The sequence below is a fragment of the bacterium genome (genome assembly GCA_021371935.1).
Taxonomy (GTDB): Bacteria; Armatimonadota; UBA5829; order UBA5829; family UBA5829; genus UBA5829.
Window position 1 is genome coordinate 136,025 of record JAJFVF010000007.1, and the last position, 17,323, is coordinate 153,347.

Sequence of the window (17,323 nt, forward strand, 5' to 3'; positions counted from 1 at the left end):
CAGGCGTGATATTTTCCTCCGTTTCATTCTTGTGTTGGAACTCATCGGTGAACACGGACGTATACCTCATGGCGGACTGCGCTGCCGGGTCGGATTGACACGGACTTACTCATCCATTATACTCAAACAGGGCGGCGCGGATGTGCTGCCCATTATTATTGCGATTATGGGCTATTACACAGAGTTATGGGGGTATGAAAGTGGCCGAAGCCATAGTTGTTCAGGGGCTGAAAAAGGCCTATAAAGGCCACCTGGGAGACAGCTTTACTGCTGTCGACGATCTGAACTTTCAGGTAGACCAGGGCGAAATTTTCGGTTTTATCGGACCCAACGGAGCGGGAAAGACCACCACCATCAAGATGCTGCTTGGTCTGTTGTTCCCGACGTCGGGCAAAGTGAGCGTGCTGGGTAAACCGGCGGGCGATATCGAGGCAAAGAAGCGTATCAGCTATCTGCCCGAAAGCCCATATTTTTATGAGCACATGACCGGAGTCGAGGTGCTCGATTTCTATTGCAAGCTCTTCAGAATGGACGCGCCGAGCCGTAAGCGCAGGATAGGTGAGCTTTTGGAGCAGGTCGGCTTGACTAAGGACGGCGGCAGGGCGCTTCGGCAATATTCCAAGGGTATGCTTCAGAGGATCGGAATAGCGCAGGCGCTCATCAATAATCCCGACCTCCTCATCTTCGACGAACCGACCTCCGGCCTTGATCCGATTGCTCACAAGGATATTCAAGACCTCATCCTCGCTTTGAAAGAGCAGGGCAAGACTGTTTTCGTCAGTTCTCATCAACTTTCAGACATCGAGAGCGTCTGCAACAGGGTCGCCATCATAAATCGCGGCAAGCTGGTCAAACTCGGCACAATGCAGGAACTGCTCAATATCGGCAGGACAGTCATCACGCTTTCTTCGCCTAAAGAGGGGTTGGCTGAGGCAGTCAAGCCGCTGGCTGAGAGGGTCTCGGTCGAGGGTGAGATTATGCGCGTGTATGCCGACACTGATGATAATGTGCATGAAGTGTTGGATGCAGCACGTGGCAAATCGACATTGGTATCGGTCGTGCCGCAGAAACAGACTCTTGAAGATCTGTTTGTCGAGATAGTAAGGGAGGGACGCAATTGATTATCTGGTCAATCGCAAAAGCAACCGTCGGCGACGCAATGAGAAAGAAAGTGCTTCAGATATTCCTGGTGGTCGCCATCGGTCTTATCGTTATATCGCTCTCCTTCTCGCAGACTCTTTCGTTCTCCACCAGAGAAGGCTCGTCAACAGACATTATGCTGGTCAAGAGCTTCGGAATGGGTCTTATGGCAATGGCCGGTTGGCTTATCAGCCTTGTGATGTGCGTATCTCTGATCCCACAAGAAATAGAACGCCGCACGATCTACACCATTCTTGCAAAGCCCGTCAAACGATATGAATTCATCATAGGTAAGTTCCTTGGGGCGATGCTGACTCTGGCGATCTGCGTGGCATTTATGGGGATTGTCTTCATAGGCGTGGTGATGGCTAAGGCGCATGGGGCATCCGTGGCCGCCGCATCGTCCACCACAGGCATATCGGCATTGGATTCAGGCATCGAAAAGGTCCAGTTGTTCGATATCAACATGGTCTGGAGCGTGGTGATGATCTATCTGCAGTTTATGGTCCTTAGCGCCGTCGTGCTGCTCTTCTCGGTGTTCATGACCCCCACCGTCAACTTCTTCATGGGTCTAGGCGTGTATATCATCGGTGTTTTGGCTTCGCTGACCGAGACGCTTGCCTCGAAGGGAAGCTCACTCAACTTCATTCTCAAGGGTTTCTATAAGGTGATACACATGATTATCCCGAACTTTGACAAGTTCAACGTCACCAACACCCTTTTGCACCCCGAGGCTCATATTACCAATGTGATGCATTATACGGGGCAGGTTGCTCTATACGGCATATTTTACGCTTTGCTTATGATGATGCTTGCGGTAATCATATTTGAGAAGAAGGAAGTCTAGCCATGAGCGAAGGGAAACGAAAACTTCTGATAGCTCTGGCACTGCTTGTCTTCATTGCGATAGGCATTGTGCAGAGCATGATCGATCCGACGCAGGTAAAAATGCGCCGGAAGGAGATGTCGGTGACCGGCAATGACAGCAGCGACCTGATGGTGCAGCTTCCGGGGCAGTTCATATTTGCATCAGCGATGGGTTTCAAGGAAGTCGTTGCAGGGGCGCTGTGGGTCCGTGCCGACACGTTCTTTCATATGGGTCAGTATCAGGCTATAGTGCCGATCGTGCGGCTTGTGACATGGCTCGACCCGCACAACATCGATGTTTTCACCACTGGTGCCTGGCATCTGGACTATAATTTTGTCGATGATGACCAGATGTCTGACAAGCGTTATATACCGGCGTCGGTTGCGCTGCTCAAGGAAGGCATAGCCAACAACCCGAACATATGGGACCTTTATTTCGAGCTTGGCTGGACCCATTATGGCAGAAAGATCGGTGATGACCGGCAGGCTGCCTACTATATCAATGAAGCAACCAAGCATGAGGGTTACGATGTCAATACAGGCAGAAAGGTGCCGCGTCCTGAGTTCGTAGACAGAATGCTTGCTCACCAGTATGAGAAAATTGGAGAGTTCGACAAGGCGATAGACGAGTGGTATAAGTCCAGGAAGCGCGTCGAATGGCTGATGAAAAACCCTCGGACGACCACCTATGCAGACAATGTCTCATTGGATATATGTGATCGCAATCTCTCTCTGCTGCTTATGCGCATGGGTTGGCGTTATGGCGATATGAAGAGATATAAAGAGGGTCTTGATATCGCGATGCGTCTCGACAAGGGTTCCAAACCCCTCACTCAATGGCAGAATGCAACTCTGGCAGCCGAGAAAGATTATCAGCGCCGCCTGGCTTCCGGCCAGCCTTTTGGTGATGCGTTGAAGCCTCTGGACACTGATTTTCAGGTGAACTTTAAGAGGATTGCACCGAAGGTGTTTGTCATATCCGGAAAGGTAAACCTGATCAGTTCTTCTGAGTATAAAGGACTGGCTTCCGAGCCTTTCACGCACTGGTATGAGGATAATGAGAAATTGTCTGCCGACCGTAAAGTCCTCTGGCGTGACGGATGTAGAGTTCGCTGGAAGATTGAGGACTATGGCTATAAAATGCCCGCGCTGAAGACATTTGACTGGAAGCTGGACACGGACCAGACCGTAGTATGGGATGACATAGCTGTTTCCGGCGGATCATTCTCACACAAGATCGACTTGAGCAAGAATGACGAGTTTTATCCATTCCATGGCAAGAAATACAAACTGACGGTATGGCTTACTCCTCAGCAGCCCGGCTGTCCTGATTATGTTCAGGATCGTGTCGGTTGGAAGGGTGAAGCATTCAGAGATAAGTTGATCGACACGGAAATGATACCGGGTATCAACTGTCTGAAGTGGGAGAGGATGCTGACGCAGGACGAAATCGTCGGCAAGCCTGTGCAGACTAAAGGCGAGGCATAACAATCAGCTTGGCTGAAAACTCTGCCAAAAGGTAACGATAGCGAAATTATAAGAGGCGTTGAAATAAGTTATATTTCTGCGCCTCCTTTATTTTTGCATTTCTGTGATTCTCCGTATATGATGCGTAAGATTATCCGTATCCGGTCATTATAGCAATTTTTCAGTGGTTTCAAGGTCAGAGTGGCGGAATATCAACAAACTCAGCAAAACTCTTCAATAAGTCGGTTATAAAACATCAAACTCGGGTATACGATGAGTAAGCAAAGTATAGTGGAGGTTTACCATGAAGAACGTAGCAGTATATTCAACGCCCACATGCCCGTATTGCAGGCTTGCAAAAGATTATTTAACGGAAAAGGGTATACAGTTTTCTGAATACAATGTCGCAACGGACCTGGAAGCAAGAAACCTGATGGTCCAGAAATCCGGGCAGCTTGGAGTGCCCGTGATCGAAGTCGATGGACAGGTTGTGATCGGCTTCAACAGACAAAAACTGGATGAACTCATAAGCGCATAGAGGCGCAAAGTGGATAAGAGTCACTATGAACTGATTATATTAGGTGCCGGTCCCGCCGGTATGACTGCTGGGGTTTATGCGGCGCGCAAACAGCTGGATACACTCATAATCACAGAAAATATCGGCGGGCAGGCTATGTGGAGTTCATGCGTCGAGAATTATCTGGGATATATCTATATTACGGGCACGGAACTGGTCCAAAAGTTCGAGGAACATCTGAAGCAGTTCGATGTCCGTCTCGAATACACAAGAGTCTCCAGGCTGTCTCTGGTCGACGGCGGGTTTAGGGTGGATACTGCGGACGGGCGAGCATTCTTCGGACGCGCAGTCATTGTGGCAACAGGCAAATCACCACGTCTTTTGGATGTGCCCGGTGAAAAGGAGTTCACAGGCAGAGGTGTAACGTATTGCGCCACATGTGACGGCCCTCTGTATCAGGATAAGACGGTGGCTGTCGTCGGGGGAGGAAATTCGGGCCTGGATGCAGCAGTACAGCTCATGAAGATATGTCCCAAGGTCTATGTGATAGAATCAACGGGCAAGCTCCGAGCCGACGAAGTCATGATCGATCAGGTGCAGCAGGCCGAGAATGTCGAAATTCTGCTTGAGACGTCGGTTGTGGAGATTGTGGGCAATACGTTTGTGAATAAAATGACTGTGCAGACCCACGACATAACCAGAGAACTGACTCTCGACGGTGTTTTTGTTGAAGTGGGTCTCACGCCGAACACGGACTTCATAAAGGGTCTGGTGGAGCTTACCAGATCGGGCGAGATACCCGTAGACTGCGCGGGACACACCGGTATTCCCGGATTATATGCCGGCGGTGACGTTACTACGGTGCCCGAAAAACAAATAATAATTGCTGCGGGCGATGGTGCGAAAGCTGCGCTCGGAGCATATTCATACATTGTCAGACAGCCAAACATTCCAGACTGGGCGAAGAGTTAATGCATTTTGGACATCCGGCTCCCACCAGAGCCGCATATATACACATACCGTTTTGCCTCTCCAAGTGCCATTACTGCGACTTCAACTCATACCCCGGAATGGATTCAATCTACGGCGAGTATGTCAGGGCGCTTATTACCGAGATCGAGCGGCCGCACGGATCAGTGGAAAAGCTGGATACGATATATATCGGCGGCGGCACTCCGACAGTCCTTTCTACAGGCCAACTTGGCGACATCCTGTCTGCAATATCATGCAGCATCGGGATATCTGATAATGCCGAGGTTACCGTAGAGGCCAACCCAGGCACTATAGACGAGTTAAAGTTAGCGCAACTACACTGGCTAAACTTTAACAGGTTAAGCCTTGGCGTCCAGTCTTTTGACGATGATTATCTGGCTATGCTCGGACGTGCTCATGGCTCGAAACAGGCCGTTGACGCATATTACTGCGCACGTAAAGCCGGGTTCGACAATATCAGCATAGACCTGATTTTCGCAATGCCTGGGCAAAGGCTCACTCATTGGGAAAACACACTGGATGCCGCAATCGGACTGGAGCCGGAGCACATATCGCTTTATGAGCTTTCGATAGAGGAGGGGACACTATTTTGCGAGCTTTGTGCCAAGGGTGAGATATCGCCGTTGGGAGAAGACGATCAGATCGCTATGTATGAGACGGCAATAGCGAAGATGCAGGAGGCCGGCTATGAGCACTATGAGGTCTCCAACTTTGCACGTCCGGGCTATCGCTGCCGCCACAATCAATTCTACTGGCGTAACGAGTCGTATTATGGGTTCGGGGCTGGTGCGACCAGTTATGTTGCGGGTGAGCGAGCAGTCCGCATCAAGGACCCGAATGAGTATATAGCCTCGATAATGTCGGGAGGTGATGCTGTTGCCTCTTCAGAGGGTTTGACCGGCAGGGCACATTTTGCAGAGACATTAATCCTCGGTCTGCGTATGATCGATGGTATAGATATGAATAAGTTAAGTAAGCAAACTTATACCGATATAGGCGGAGAATTTGCCCATGAGATCGAGTCTCTCCGGTCACGCGGGTTTGTGGATTTATCGAAAGGTATTTTGAAAGTAACGCACAAGGGCTTGCTGCTGCTCAACTATGTCTCTGCGGAACTGATCACTCCACCAGACTAAAACTCTCATACTTTCAGATCATAAACCATATATCACTTCTCGTCCAGCAGGGTCTTTATTTCCCCTTCCATCTTGGCTATCTCTTTCTTCTGTTCGTTTTCATCACGAATAGGAAAGCCGTTGTGGACATAGCGGATGATACCTTTTTTGTCGATCAGACATGTCATGGGGATGCCGCCGACCTTATAGCTGCTGCCGATCTTGTTGCCGCCATAATCAAGAACGACTGTATAGTTGATAGACTGGCTCCTTGCGAAGTCGGCCACTTTGGTCTTATCCTGGTCAAAAGCGACTCCGACTATAGTGACACTCTTGTTTGATTGATATTTGTTCTGCAGATCGACCAGATAGGGGATTTCAGCCTTGCATGGCGGGCACCACGTCGCCCAGATATCCAACACTACCACTGAGGGCTGTTCTTTGAAGCAGTCTGAGAGTGTAAATTTCCCGCCGTCGAGTGTCGGCAGTGTGAAGTCGGGAGCCTTTGTGCCTGTGCTGATCTGGGCATTTGCGGCGCAGGCAGCCAGAGATATCAAAACTAACGCAATAACCATATGCAGGTAACGTCTGGTTTTCATGGGTTCTTTCCTTTCAACTGCGTTGACATGTATTTCTGACGAGTGCTATGCTTTGAACGTTGCCATTTGGCTGCAATTTTTGGGAAAATATTTCAGGATGAGCAAAGCGAAAGCAAACAAAACATATGTGGTGATGGTGTTGATGGCGGCACTATTACTGGTTTGCTGTGCTGTCCCAGGCATAATTCGCCCTGTAAGCAGGCATCCTTCTGCCACAGATCCCTCCAGTCACACCAGAGTTAAAATGGCCTGGCAGACCTTTGCCGGCAAATTGACTGACCTCATATTTTCTCCCGGCGCAAAATTTCTGGCATGTGTCGATACTAAGGGTGCCATATGCGTTTATAAGAGCACCGGTGAGAAACAATACACCGCATCAGTGCAGGGTGCGGACAAAGTGGTAGTCAGCCCGGACGGCAAATATGCCATGGCATATTCTAATCTCGATCTTGAAAATGCGACTTGCACATTTCTCGATAACAAGGGGAACACTTACTGGAAGTTGAATGTCAACGGCGCCGTCTGGTCAGCCGATGTATGTAACTATGACGGCAATGCCCGTTTCGTTATAGGCACGGGAACCAGGCGGGTGTATGTGGTGGATATAGGCATGCACAAGAAATATTACAGATGGTGGACGGCTCCCGGTGTGGTTGTGTCGATGTATTTGGAACCGGATGGAGAGAGTGTCGTGATCGGGACTTGGCAAGACTCATCCGTGGAGCGCAGAGACATAAGAGGGCGGAGCATCTGGAGCATGAATGCGGGTTCTGCATGTTTGCCGATGATAGAGAGGTTTAGTTCTTCGGATCGATTATTAGTGCGTTATGTTCCCAACAATAGTTCGGTCGATGGATCATATGAGATTATCAGCACGATGGGAAAGACGATTGCTCGCGGAGATATAAGCGTATCGGATAACCAGAGGGTGCTTTTTGATCCGACGTGCAGCTATACCTGTATAAGTCATACCGAAGTGATAAAGCATAAAGTGAAGTCGATGGTTGAAAAGCGCACTGTGCTTCAAACCACATCGGGAGCGCGCGTATGGGAAAAGGGATCGGCGTTTTTCCAGACTGATCCGATAATGGTGACTGCCGGGGGAGAAGTTTTGCTCAGGGACGCAACGAATGCCGTGTTTATGACAAACAGCGATGGTGCTCTCAAGCAGGTCACAAAGCTGCGAGCAAAGCCGCTGCGCTGTGCTTGTTCGGAAGACGGTTCTTTGTGTGCTTTAAGTTGTTCCGATGGCAGTATAAATTTGCTGAAGCTGTCCAAGTAATGGCACAACGGCCGCACCACATGGATGCGGCCGTCATGTCTACGAGACTGGGCTGGGTATCCAGTTAGTTTCCCGACAGGGTGGCTTCCAGAGGGATTAGACCCAATCTGGTCGCTCTGCGGAAAGCCTGCACTCGGTTGGATACCTGGAGCTTGTCATATATGTTGGCTAAATGGAAATCCACTGTCCGCTTGCTCACATACAAAGCATCGGCAACATCCTTACTGGACCTGCCTTCGATCACCAGAGATAAAACCTCCAGCTCTCGCTTTGTAAGCCGAACAGAGCGGTCATGGTGGACGTCCGGAATACCGACAGCCGCCATATATTTCTCCTTTCCCTGCTCGCCGCTCATAAATATCATTCCATCTTGAAGTCGATCTTGATAGGAACTTTCTAAAAAAAGTGGAGAGTGGAGGGTGGAGAGCCAAAAGCTGCAAAATGAGATCAGAAAACCTACCCAAATATAAAATATCAAATCTCAAATACTAAATCAAAATGCCCGGAGTATTTTCCGGGCATTTTGCTAAACGGCTCTTGCGTGTTCCTGTAGCAACTCCTGAATGTGCGCCTTCATATCCTGATCTTCTTCTTCAGTAACTTCCGGCTTGGCTATTTCAAAGACCTCGCCGGTATCCGGGTTTCTGAAGATGAGCGTTACGCCGATATTTATGTTATCGAAGGCTCCAATCAGTTGGAGCATGCCTGCCTGCAACATAGTCTGACATATCACATATATGAATATCCGTTTTATCTCTTCGGGCTGCCCCTGGAATTCCTGCAAAAACGCGCGCGCCTCGATGTCCATCTCGTTCATCGTAACGGCCTCCTGCACAAACAACGTGCACGTTGCGCGTTCCACGATATTATTCTACCCACATAGATATCTATACAGCCGATTTGAACATTTCTCTTGCAGCGGGTTCCAGGACGGCGAAATCGGATGAATCGTCAGCATCGATTATCATCCGCCATATTCCGGCTTCGGTGCGCGATCCTCGCAGGAAGATAAATGCTCTGCGGTCGGGACCTGAGAGCATCACGCGCCAGGCTCCGCTTTCGTCGCCTGTGCGTGTTTTGACATGCTCTGTCCCCTCGAAGTTTTGAAATTCAAATTCCTGGAACCTCGGCTGCAGTTCCGGCCAAAGTGTGCGAGTGAAATATTTCTCGACGTTTGTCTTGAGCAGTCCATGATCGACCGGTGGGCATGAGAGCCTGAGCATTACGTTGGAGTTTGTGGGCACTGAGTCGATCAGGTCTTCCAGACTCATAGTTCTTGACGGATCGAGCCGTTTTCCATTTGCTCTGGAGGATATTCCGACCCATTCACGCGTGACCTGAGGCTGGGACTCGGCGAGAGCTGCCGAAAGAGCCGCCTGAAGGCCGTCGCGGCATGTGCTTGTTTCAAATATAGTGCCACCGTTTGCGCCTTCGACTCCAACCGGCACATCGTAGCCTGCCGCTCTGAGCTTATGCATTTTGGTTACGACGTTGATCTCGCCGGTCTCTACGTGAAACACCTCAGCGCCGAAAGCAGCGGCGACCCTTTCGCATGCGAGTGACGTGGCGTCGCTCATTACGACTGCAAGTTTGCTTTTCTCAGTGCCACTGAGTTTGCGTCGGGCAAGTGCCAGCGCAACGTTAAGTGCCGCCACTTTCTGAGGCGGTATGATTGCTGATTCATCGTGACCGGGCAGCACCAAATTTCCGCGGTCGGCGTCATAATCGAATGCCACCCCAAAGTGCGCACGTTCCCTTGCGGCTGCTCTTGCGACCCGAAGCAGCATATGTCTGCCGCTTGCGGGGTCGATCCCGTCCGTATCGATCCCATGTTCGGGGTAGCCGAGTTCGGCATTGATTTCGATCACCCGGACTCCGAAGTGCTCTAGGACTCTGGCATCAATACCACTTCCGGCGCCGCCATTGGGATCCAGCAGCGCCGGTCCCAGAGTAAGCGGCTTTAGACAATGCGGTGCGATTCCCCAGTCGCGACCGATTATGTCCAGGTATGCTCTCTCGGCATGTATTCTCGAAGACTCGTTGTCGGGTTGAGTGAGCATGGCATGGAGACGGGCACTTGTGATCGATTTGATGCGCTGGGTAAACTCACCATCACCCGAATCTGCCAGTTTTGCCACATTCGCAATTACATTTGCCATCATGGGCGCCGAAAGCAGTGCTCCAGGCGGAGCAGTATGTGAATTTCTTATATGGGAGCATCCCGTCAGGAACTTGAAACCGTTATGCTGCAGCGGATTATGGCTTGCGGTCACGATCACGCCGCCGTCGGCATTAAGCGCCCTGATTGCTGTTTCGGCCAGCGGAGTGGTGATTATTCCGAGGTCGACTATCTTCGGCGTGTATTTTAGTGAATATGCGCCTGCCAGAAACCCTTTGACAAGCGCTTTTCCCAACGTCTCGCCCGTCGGCCTTGGGTCGCGGCCAAGGAGCAGGGTCGGTTTTGGTCCATGCACGCATTTTCTGACATAGCTATAACCATATGCCCATGCCAGAGCCTTATGTTCATCCGAGATATCGGGGTCACTGCCGAAAATAGTGCGGACACCTGAAAATGACTGCACAAGTTCGGCGTCGCCGAGCGCTTTCGATAGTAAGTCGATCAAGTAGACACCTCGGTCCAACTATTTTACGGATGTTTCAATGATGTTCCTGAGTTTGAATTTGGCAGTATATTTATCCTGTATAACCATCACATTTGCAGCGACCGCAATTTCTGACGTGATATTAGTCGTATTGGAAGGCGCAATCAGGTTCAGAGATGTCTGATATGTCTTTCCCGCTCCCAGATTCTTGAACTCCAGAGACTTCGCATCGACCTTCCATCCTTTTGGCAGGGCATATGTGATCGTACCACTTATCGGCAGATTGCAGTCATTGACCAGCTTTGCTGTGATTTGCTTCTTGGCGGCAATATAATTCGTTGTGAAGGTTACGGGAGTCATTGTCACGACCGCCCTATTGCGCAAATCAGGGTCCTTGATCGCTTCATACATTCTTGCACGTGCTTTTTGTAAATACCAGCATGCGTTTGTTGCGGCGGTAACCGTCCCTTTTGCGTCCTGCCTTGTCCGCCATTGCCATTTTTTGAGCATACGTCCGGCAGGATTGAGAGTGACATCGAGCGATCTATAAGATTCATCACTGCCTATACCGGAGCGCACCCAACCATCGGCCTGCCTGAGTGTCCAAACTACTCTGATTGGTTCGGACTCATTGACCTTGGAGAGACTATCTATTTGAGGCTTAATCTTGTCTTTAAGCGCGTAAAGACAGCGCATCAGGTCAGGATGGGTCACTCTGCCGGGTATATTCAACTCAATGCCGTCAGCAAGCTGCTTTGCACTCCGCTGGCCAATATAGCTGCCGCAGACATATATGTCGTAATCTTCCTTAAGGCCCGGTATTTTGAGCGTGAAATCCTGAGGCTCAGTTAATGTGCTATTGATGAGCAGGCCGACCTGGCTATCTTCTATGCGTGTTCCTTTTATGCTCAGGTCAGTCGTATCGCTGAGCGCGGTTTTCTGGGTGGTGTTAACGGTTACGGATGCTGCCCATGCATTTGATCTGATCAGCATCAACACATAGACCAGCGCAATAGGGAAAATTATAAAACGCTTCAAGTTCGTGCCCTCCGTTATTCTATTGCCATATGAAGCAACTATTTCATTATAACAATATGCCCAAATGAGGCCAAAATACACAATCGCCACTCCCTTTTACGTGCAGAGTATAATGCACGTTCCTTCGATAAAAACGCCGATTTTGAGATTTTTCACCGTGTTGAGCTTGTAATCCTTGCCAACTGTGCTTGTATTGTTATATAATCCTTGCTGAGATGAGTATAGATCGCGAGCAGTCCGAGACCGGGTTAATCTCACCATCGACCGCGGACAGAATCAGCGGGGTGTTGAACGTCACTCTGGACTTTTTGGAAGACATGCAAAAGGTCGTGGCGGTCAAGCGTCCAAGGGCAGTAAGAATCCGTTTCGGTGATAAGACTATCGCCGAAGTGCCGATTGCGCTTACTGCTGCCGCAGCTTTGACGGCAGGTCTGGCTGCTGTGCTGCTCACAAAACTAGCCGTAGATGTTGTAAGTGATGAAGAATAATTTTAGAGGTGAATGCGTGCAGGACCAGTTCCAGGAAGAGCGAAGTCTATCACAGTCGCGCTATGCCGTCCTGTCGGATCAGGATATCGTCGCCGTTGCTCAACGTGGTGACGAAAGAGCCTCTGAGTATTTGCTCTACAAATATAGAAGCCTTGTAAGGACGAAAGTCAGGTCATATTTCCTTATGGGCGCGGAAAAAGAGGACCTGCTGCAGATCGGCATGATCGGGTTGTGGCAGGCGATAGTCGATTACCGCCCGGAAAAGGACATTTCGTTCCTGTCATTTGCGCGCATATGCATAGAGCGGCACGTCATCACTGCCATAAAGACGGCCACACGCCGAAAACAGACACCTCTCAACACATCCGTGTCGCTGGAATATCCCTCCGAAGACAGTGACAGCGAGTGGAACCTGGCAGATATTCTCATTTCAGACGACACTATCGACCCGGAGGAACTCGTCCTGAAGCGTGAGGATAACGACCAACTGCAGGACATGCTCAGGCGTCTGCTCTCCGATTTCGAGTGGCAGGTGCTTTCCGGATATCAGATAGGCAAATCCTATCGTGAGATTGCATGCGAACTGCGCTGCAAGACCAAGTCGGTCGATAACGCACTGGCGCGCATCAAACGAAAGATATCCTGCGCGCCTCACAGTTGGCCCGGCATCACAGACAACAACTAATTTAGTAATTAGAATTTTGGATTTTATATTGACATGAATAGCGCCCTCGGAAATCGGGGGCGTTTGCCTTTCAGTATTTCAGCTTTATAGTCGACTGATCGGCAAAGGGTAATGGGCTATTGGCTTTCCACTTTTTGCTCTCAGCTATACTTGGAGTCTCGCTTGCAAGTAATCAAGAAAATCAATTCACTCGGCCGTGACCTCAAGCTGCTGTGGTCGGCAATACTGTGCTTGAGCTTTGGCTATGGCGTATACAGTGCCATCTTCTACAATTTCGCCACGGAGTCACTTGCGATCAAGCCGCAGCAGCTCGGATATGTCGAGGCTGTGCGAGAGCTGCCGGGTTTCCTGTGCGTATTGGTTGTTGCTCTGGCTGCACAGATGGCAGAACCGCTGCTCGGGTCGATTACTCTTTTTGTGATGTCTCTTGGGATGGGTGCATACGCAGCCATACACGGCATCCCATCGCTGCTGGTCTTCTCATTCATATGGAGCACGGGTCTGCATTCATGGATGCCTCTGCAGTCGTCACTCGTACTGAACCTGGCTCAGGAAAATAACAAGGGCAAAAGACTCGGCCAGTCGTTTTGCGTGTCGAGCACCGGTGCTCTTTTGGGCATGATATGCGTGCGGCTGGTTGGCCATGGGCTAAGTTACCCGATGTGGTTCATATTCGGCGGCGTGTTTGTCTTTATTGCAGCTTGCATCATGCTTACGATCAGGCGGGATATCTGTTATCCCGAAAAGCCCAAGATAGCATTCAAAAGTCGATATAAGCTCTATTATGCGCTCACATTCCTCGAGGGTTGCCGCAAACAGGTGTTCCTGACATTCGCTATATATGCGCTGACGAAGGTCTACCATACGCATCTAAAGACCGTCGCGCTTCTGATGATAATAAACAGCGTGGTGAACATGTTCGGCGGACCGATTGTGGGCAGACTGATCGACCGCATCGGCGAGAGACGGATAATGATGACAAGTTACGGCGCACTGATATTTGTCTTTCTCGGCTATGCCCTGATCCACCATGAGCACGCGTTGTTTGTGCTCTACTGTCTGGACAACTTTTTCTATCTATCGACAAACTGCCTGACGACCTATCTTCAAAAAATTGCAGATCCTGCGGACCTCACCCCTGCGCTGTCTATGGGTGTGACGGTCAATCATGCGGCTGCGGTGCTTGTGCCGCTCATAGGCGGATTTTTGTGGGCGAGACTGGGATACAGCGTGACATTCTTCGGCGGGACTGTTGTCGTGGCGATGTCGCTGGTGCTTGCGTCTATGGTGAGGGCAGTGCCCAGGGTCAAAACTCAATGAAGACTCGACGTGTGATAGTGATAGGCGGCGGTGCTGCCGGTATGATGGCTGCGGGCAGGGCGGCCGAACGAGGCGCATCGGTCGTGCTTCTGGAAAAAGGCTCGAAACTCGCGCGCAAGGTGCGCATCAGCGGCAAGGGTAGGGCGAATATCACCAATACAGCCGATCTCAACGAGTTCATAGATGCCTTTTCGCCCAATGGCAGGTTCCTCTACGGCGCATTTTCACGCTATTTCAGGGATGACCTGCTCGACTTTTTTCACAAGATGGGTGTCGAGACAAAAGAGGAGCGGGGTGGGCGAGTTTTTCCAGTCTCAGACCGTGCATCGGATGTCGTAGAAGCCTTTGAAAAGTGGCTGGACGGCCTTGGCGTGCGAATCAAGTATAACGCGACCGCCAAGTCGATAGATGTGAAGGACGGTCATGTGACCGGCGTCAAGCTTTATGGGGGGCGGATGGACGCTGATGCGCTGATAATAGCGACGGGCGGCATGTCGTATCCCAAGACTGGCTCGACAGGCGACGGCTATCACATGGCTCGCGACCTCGGCCACACTATAATATCGCCGAGACCGGCTCTGTCCGCCTTAATTACAAAAGAAGACTGGATCAAAGATTTGCAGGGCTTGTCGCTGCGCAACGTCGAAGCGAGTCTGCTCATGGAGACCAAAGGCCAGGATAAGCCAAAAAAGATTGCGTCGGAGTTCGGCGAGATGCTCTTCACCAGTAATGGCGTCTCCGGTCCGATCATTCTCACACTCAGCAGGTATGTGGGCACGCTCTTGGGGACAGGCCGCCTTGTCATCTCGATAGACCTCAAACCCGCACTTACGCCCGATCAGCTCCATCAGCGCCTCATCAGAGACTTCAAACAGACCCGTCACCTCAAAAACTATCTGCACGACCTGCTTCCGCGTCTGCTCATAGACGTGTTTATATACGTCGGCGGTCTGGATGGCGATAAGCCGGTCAACAGCATTACTGCCAATGAGCGCGAGCGTATGGTCGATCTGCTCAAGGATTTCAGGACTCAAGTTGTGCGCATGGCACCGCTGGACGAGGCGATTGTGACTGCCGGAGGGGTTTGCATAAAAGAAATAGACCCGAGGACGATGATGTCCAAGCTGGTCAACGGTCTGTTTTTTGCCGGTGAGGTAATGGATATAGATGCGCAGACCGGCGGCTACAACCTCCAGGCTGCATTCTCGACTGGATATGTGGCAGGTGAGGCGGCTGCTGATTATATCGGTGTGTGAGCTTGTGTCAAAAAGTTGGAAAGTCAAAAAGTTCGATGGTCCGGGATTTGAATCCCGGACATTTGTATTTGGGATTTTAATCCCATCTCCAGCCATCTTTGATATTTGTGATGGGTAAGGATCTCCGAATCCTTACCCGAAAGTCAGTGCCGGATTTCCGAATCCGGCTATAGCTGTCTTCCGCATATCCACAATGCCAAATTGTTCTGATACCCCATTTGCTACCGGTTATGTTGCTATTTCCTTATTGCATGTGATGAATTGACACGAATGTACCTGGCGAGTCGCTAAATATTCTCATTGATGTTGACAAGCGGGCTGGTTGGGGATAGAATATGGGTGATATTGTTGATGTTGGACTGGCTTGTGGCAGTTTTGGGGCAAGGTATTTCGACTATGCAAGATGAGTTGCTTTTTAAAGGAGGAGTTATGAGCAAAGATAGTGAGGCAGTAGATAATCAGCTTCTTTCCGAAGCAGATGAAGAACAGAGTGAACATCATAACGGTTCTAAAAAGAGAAAGCCGAAAACAACTCCTCGACAATTTCCAATTAACGCATTGGAAGAAGCAATTCGGATAGCACAAATAATAAGGGATTGCAATGGTGGAAATCCTTGGGCCCCTGGAGAAATTGCAAAAGTTCTAAAAATGGGAGAAAGGAGCAATAATCTCTTCTATTTGACAGCGTCGTCTAGAGATTATGGATTGACCGTTGGTACAAATCGCGCAGGGAAAATTGAATTGACAAATCTTGGTAAGCAGATCGTATATCCAACCTCACCTGAAGCAGAAGTAGACGCACTAAAAAAAGCATTTTTTAACGTTGATCTGTTTAAAGCAGTATATGATCATTATTCTTGTGGTCAATTGCCAGAAATAAAATACCTAAAAAACACACTAATTACCGAGTTTAGTGTGGCCGAAGAGCACATTAACGATTTTTATAATGTATTCCAAAAGAATATGTCCTGCATTAGTAAGAGTGAAATAATATCATCGGAAGTTATCCTAGCAAAGAAAGACACTCAAGAACAAGCATCACCAATTATTCTCGGTGAACCTGAAAACAACACAACATTACGGACATTTATTGTTATGCCATTTTCTGAAAAAACTGATCTATACCCGAAGGGATTCTTTGACGAGGTTTTGCGAAGTTTAATTACACCAGCCGCCGTGTCGGCAGGATTCAAGGTAGAAACCGCACGTCGTGATGGAAGTGATCTTATTCACTCTACAATAGTGAATGACTTGTCGGATGCTGATCTCGTAATTGTTGATCTTACTGAACACAATCCAAACGTATTGTTTGAGCTTGGCATGCGCATTGCATTCGAAAAACCTGTTGCACTTATTCATGCTATAGGGACTCCGTCGATCTTCGATGTTGATAATCTACTCAGAGTATATGCTTATGATTCTAGACTTTGGAAAACGACTCTTGAACAGGACTTGCCCAAATTAACAAAGCATATTAAGGGAGCATGGGATGCACGGAAATCTAGCATGACATATTTGCAGTTGCTCCGAAACAAATGAGACATTCAGTATTCTGATAACTTGGGCAATGCATTTGTGGATCAATTCCGCTTAACAGAATCACAGGGGGCTTAAGTCCCCGACGATCTTCATAAGTGTCTGTATATCTTTTTGCTCACCCCATCCGGCACCCGGCACCCGACACCCGGCACCAATTTTTGTATTGACAGCAAAAGAGTGCCGCTGATATAATATCTTTGCTTGAGGACGTAAGGGGCCAACTTGACGGTCTTGAGCAGGGTTGTTATAATAATACCGGCTTATTCAAGTCTTGTGGACGATTAGCTCAGTTGGTAGAGCAGTGGACTCTTAATCCATTGGTCCAGGGTTCGAGTCCCTGATCGTCCACCACTCACGGGCGAGTGGTGGAATGGCAGACACGCTAGATTTAGGATCTAGTGCCGCAAGGCGTAG

17 protein-coding genes and 1 tRNA gene are annotated in these 17,323 nt (G+C 49.6%); 13 read left to right on the forward strand and 5 right to left on the reverse strand.

Annotated elements, in window-relative coordinates:
• Positions 1-194: 194 nt before the first annotated feature.
• The 6 genes from LLG46_05980 to hemW all read left to right on the forward strand — a co-directional run bounded on the left by LLG46_05980 (position 195) and on the right by hemW (position 6,120).
• Positions 195-1,121 (forward strand): ABC transporter ATP-binding protein, encoded by a 927-nt coding sequence (locus tag LLG46_05980; protein MCE5322851.1) that lies wholly within the window; start codon positions 195-197, stop codon positions 1,119-1,121.
• The gene (locus LLG46_05985; protein ID MCE5322852.1) at positions 1,118-1,987 is read left to right on the forward strand and encodes an ABC transporter permease; all 870 of its coding nucleotides are present in this window, start codon (positions 1,118-1,120) and stop codon (positions 1,985-1,987) included. Before LLG46_05980 ends, LLG46_05985 begins: the two co-directional genes overlap by 4 nt.
• 2 nt (positions 1,988-1,989) lie before the next feature.
• Entirely contained in the window at positions 1,990-3,495 is a 1,506-nt protein-coding gene (locus LLG46_05990; GenBank protein MCE5322853.1) for a hypothetical protein, read from the forward strand.
• Positions 3,496-3,778: 283 nt separating this feature from the next.
• Entirely contained in the window at positions 3,779-4,012 is a 234-nt protein-coding gene (locus tag LLG46_05995) for a glutathione S-transferase N-terminal domain-containing protein (protein MCE5322854.1), read from the forward strand.
• Between the two features lie 9 nt (positions 4,013-4,021).
• Positions 4,022-4,963, forward strand: coding sequence for an FAD-dependent oxidoreductase (locus LLG46_06000; GenBank protein ID MCE5322855.1), 942 nt, complete (start codon positions 4,022-4,024; stop codon positions 4,961-4,963).
• Positions 4,963-6,120 carry a radical SAM family heme chaperone HemW gene (hemW, locus tag LLG46_06005; protein MCE5322856.1) on the forward strand — a complete coding sequence of 386 codons (1,158 nt, stop codon included), beginning with the start codon at positions 4,963-4,965 and terminating at the stop codon, positions 6,118-6,120. Before LLG46_06000 ends, hemW begins: the two co-directional genes overlap by 1 nt.
• Before the next feature lie 32 nt (positions 6,121-6,152).
• On the opposite strand, the gene LLG46_06010 is transcribed toward hemW, so the two are convergent.
• Positions 6,153-6,698, reverse strand: a complete 546-nt coding sequence (locus tag LLG46_06010; GenBank protein ID MCE5322857.1) for a TlpA family protein disulfide reductase — start codon at positions 6,696-6,698, stop codon at positions 6,153-6,155.
• A 97-nt stretch (positions 6,699-6,795) separates the two neighbouring features.
• Between LLG46_06010 and LLG46_06015 the strand changes: the two genes are divergently transcribed.
• Positions 6,796-7,980: a hypothetical protein gene (locus LLG46_06015; protein MCE5322858.1), complete on the forward strand. Its 1,185-nt coding sequence runs from the start codon at positions 6,796-6,798 to the stop codon at positions 7,978-7,980.
• Positions 7,981-8,044: 64 nt separating this feature from the next.
• On the opposite strand, the gene LLG46_06020 is transcribed toward LLG46_06015, so the two are convergent.
• The 4 genes from LLG46_06020 to LLG46_06035 form a co-directional block, all read right to left on the reverse strand.
• Positions 8,045-8,335 carry a LuxR C-terminal-related transcriptional regulator gene (locus LLG46_06020; GenBank protein MCE5322859.1) on the reverse strand — a complete coding sequence of 97 codons (291 nt, stop codon included), beginning with the start codon at positions 8,333-8,335 and terminating at the stop codon, positions 8,045-8,047.
• A gap of 171 nt (positions 8,336-8,506) precedes the next feature.
• A complete protein-coding gene (locus tag LLG46_06025) occupies positions 8,507-8,797 on the reverse strand; it encodes a hypothetical protein (protein MCE5322860.1) in 291 nt (96 codons plus the stop codon).
• A 70-nt stretch (positions 8,798-8,867) separates the two neighbouring features.
• Positions 8,868-10,604 (reverse strand): hypothetical protein, encoded by a 1,737-nt coding sequence (locus tag LLG46_06030; GenBank protein ID MCE5322861.1) that lies wholly within the window; start codon positions 10,602-10,604, stop codon positions 8,868-8,870.
• An 18-nt stretch (positions 10,605-10,622) separates the two neighbouring features.
• On the reverse strand, positions 10,623-11,621 hold the full coding sequence (locus LLG46_06035) for an NEW3 domain-containing protein (GenBank protein MCE5322862.1): 999 nt from the start codon (positions 11,619-11,621) through the stop codon (positions 10,623-10,625).
• A gap of 215 nt (positions 11,622-11,836) precedes the next feature.
• Between LLG46_06035 and LLG46_06040 the strand changes: the two genes are divergently transcribed.
• The 6 genes from LLG46_06040 (at position 11,837) to LLG46_06065 (ending at position 17,260) form a co-directional block, all read left to right on the forward strand.
• Complete coding sequence (locus LLG46_06040) at positions 11,837-12,109, forward strand: hypothetical protein (protein ID MCE5322863.1); 273 nt, start codon at positions 11,837-11,839, stop codon at positions 12,107-12,109.
• Entirely contained in the window at positions 12,099-12,794 is a 696-nt protein-coding gene (sigH, locus tag LLG46_06045) for an RNA polymerase sporulation sigma factor SigH (GenBank protein ID MCE5322864.1), read from the forward strand. The genes LLG46_06040 and sigH overlap by 11 nt, the downstream gene beginning before the upstream one ends.
• Before the next feature lie 162 nt (positions 12,795-12,956).
• The gene (locus tag LLG46_06050) at positions 12,957-14,114 is read left to right on the forward strand and encodes an MFS transporter (protein MCE5322865.1); all 1,158 of its coding nucleotides are present in this window, start codon (positions 12,957-12,959) and stop codon (positions 14,112-14,114) included.
• On the forward strand, positions 14,030-15,370 hold the full coding sequence (locus LLG46_06055; protein ID MCE5322866.1) for an NAD(P)/FAD-dependent oxidoreductase: 1,341 nt from the start codon (positions 14,030-14,032) through the stop codon (positions 15,368-15,370). Before LLG46_06050 ends, LLG46_06055 begins: the two co-directional genes overlap by 85 nt.
• Positions 15,371-15,721: 351 nt before the next feature.
• Complete coding sequence (locus LLG46_06060; GenBank protein ID MCE5322867.1) at positions 15,722-16,909, forward strand: hypothetical protein; 1,188 nt, start codon at positions 15,722-15,724, stop codon at positions 16,907-16,909.
• A 275-nt stretch (positions 16,910-17,184) separates the two neighbouring features.
• Positions 17,185-17,260 (forward strand) — tRNA-Lys (locus LLG46_06065).
• Positions 17,261-17,323 lie beyond the last annotated feature (63 nt).

Coding starts and splice junctions, on each gene's coding strand:
- hemW (MCE5322856.1), top strand. CDS start 4,963: ATGCATTTTGGACATCCGGCTCCCACCAGAGCCGCATATATACACATA.
- sigH (MCE5322864.1), top strand. CDS start 12,099: ATGAAGAATAATTTTAGAGGTGAATGCGTGCAGGACCAGTTCCAGGAA.
- LLG46_05990 (MCE5322853.1), top strand. CDS start 1,990: ATGAGCGAAGGGAAACGAAAACTTCTGATAGCTCTGGCACTGCTTGTC.
- LLG46_06040 (MCE5322863.1), top strand. CDS start 11,837: ATGAGTATAGATCGCGAGCAGTCCGAGACCGGGTTAATCTCACCATCG.
- LLG46_05995 (MCE5322854.1), top strand. CDS start 3,779: ATGAAGAACGTAGCAGTATATTCAACGCCCACATGCCCGTATTGCAGG.
- LLG46_05980 (MCE5322851.1), top strand. CDS start 195: ATGAAAGTGGCCGAAGCCATAGTTGTTCAGGGGCTGAAAAAGGCCTAT.
- LLG46_06020 (MCE5322859.1), bottom strand. CDS start 8,335: ATGAGCGGCGAGCAGGGAAAGGAGAAATATATGGCGGCTGTCGGTATT.
- LLG46_06015 (MCE5322858.1), top strand. CDS start 6,796: ATGAGCAAAGCGAAAGCAAACAAAACATATGTGGTGATGGTGTTGATG.
- LLG46_06060 (MCE5322867.1), top strand. CDS start 15,722: ATGTTGGACTGGCTTGTGGCAGTTTTGGGGCAAGGTATTTCGACTATG.
- LLG46_06010 (MCE5322857.1), bottom strand. CDS start 6,698: ATGAAAACCAGACGTTACCTGCATATGGTTATTGCGTTAGTTTTGATA.
- LLG46_06025 (MCE5322860.1), bottom strand. CDS start 8,797: ATGAACGAGATGGACATCGAGGCGCGCGCGTTTTTGCAGGAATTCCAG.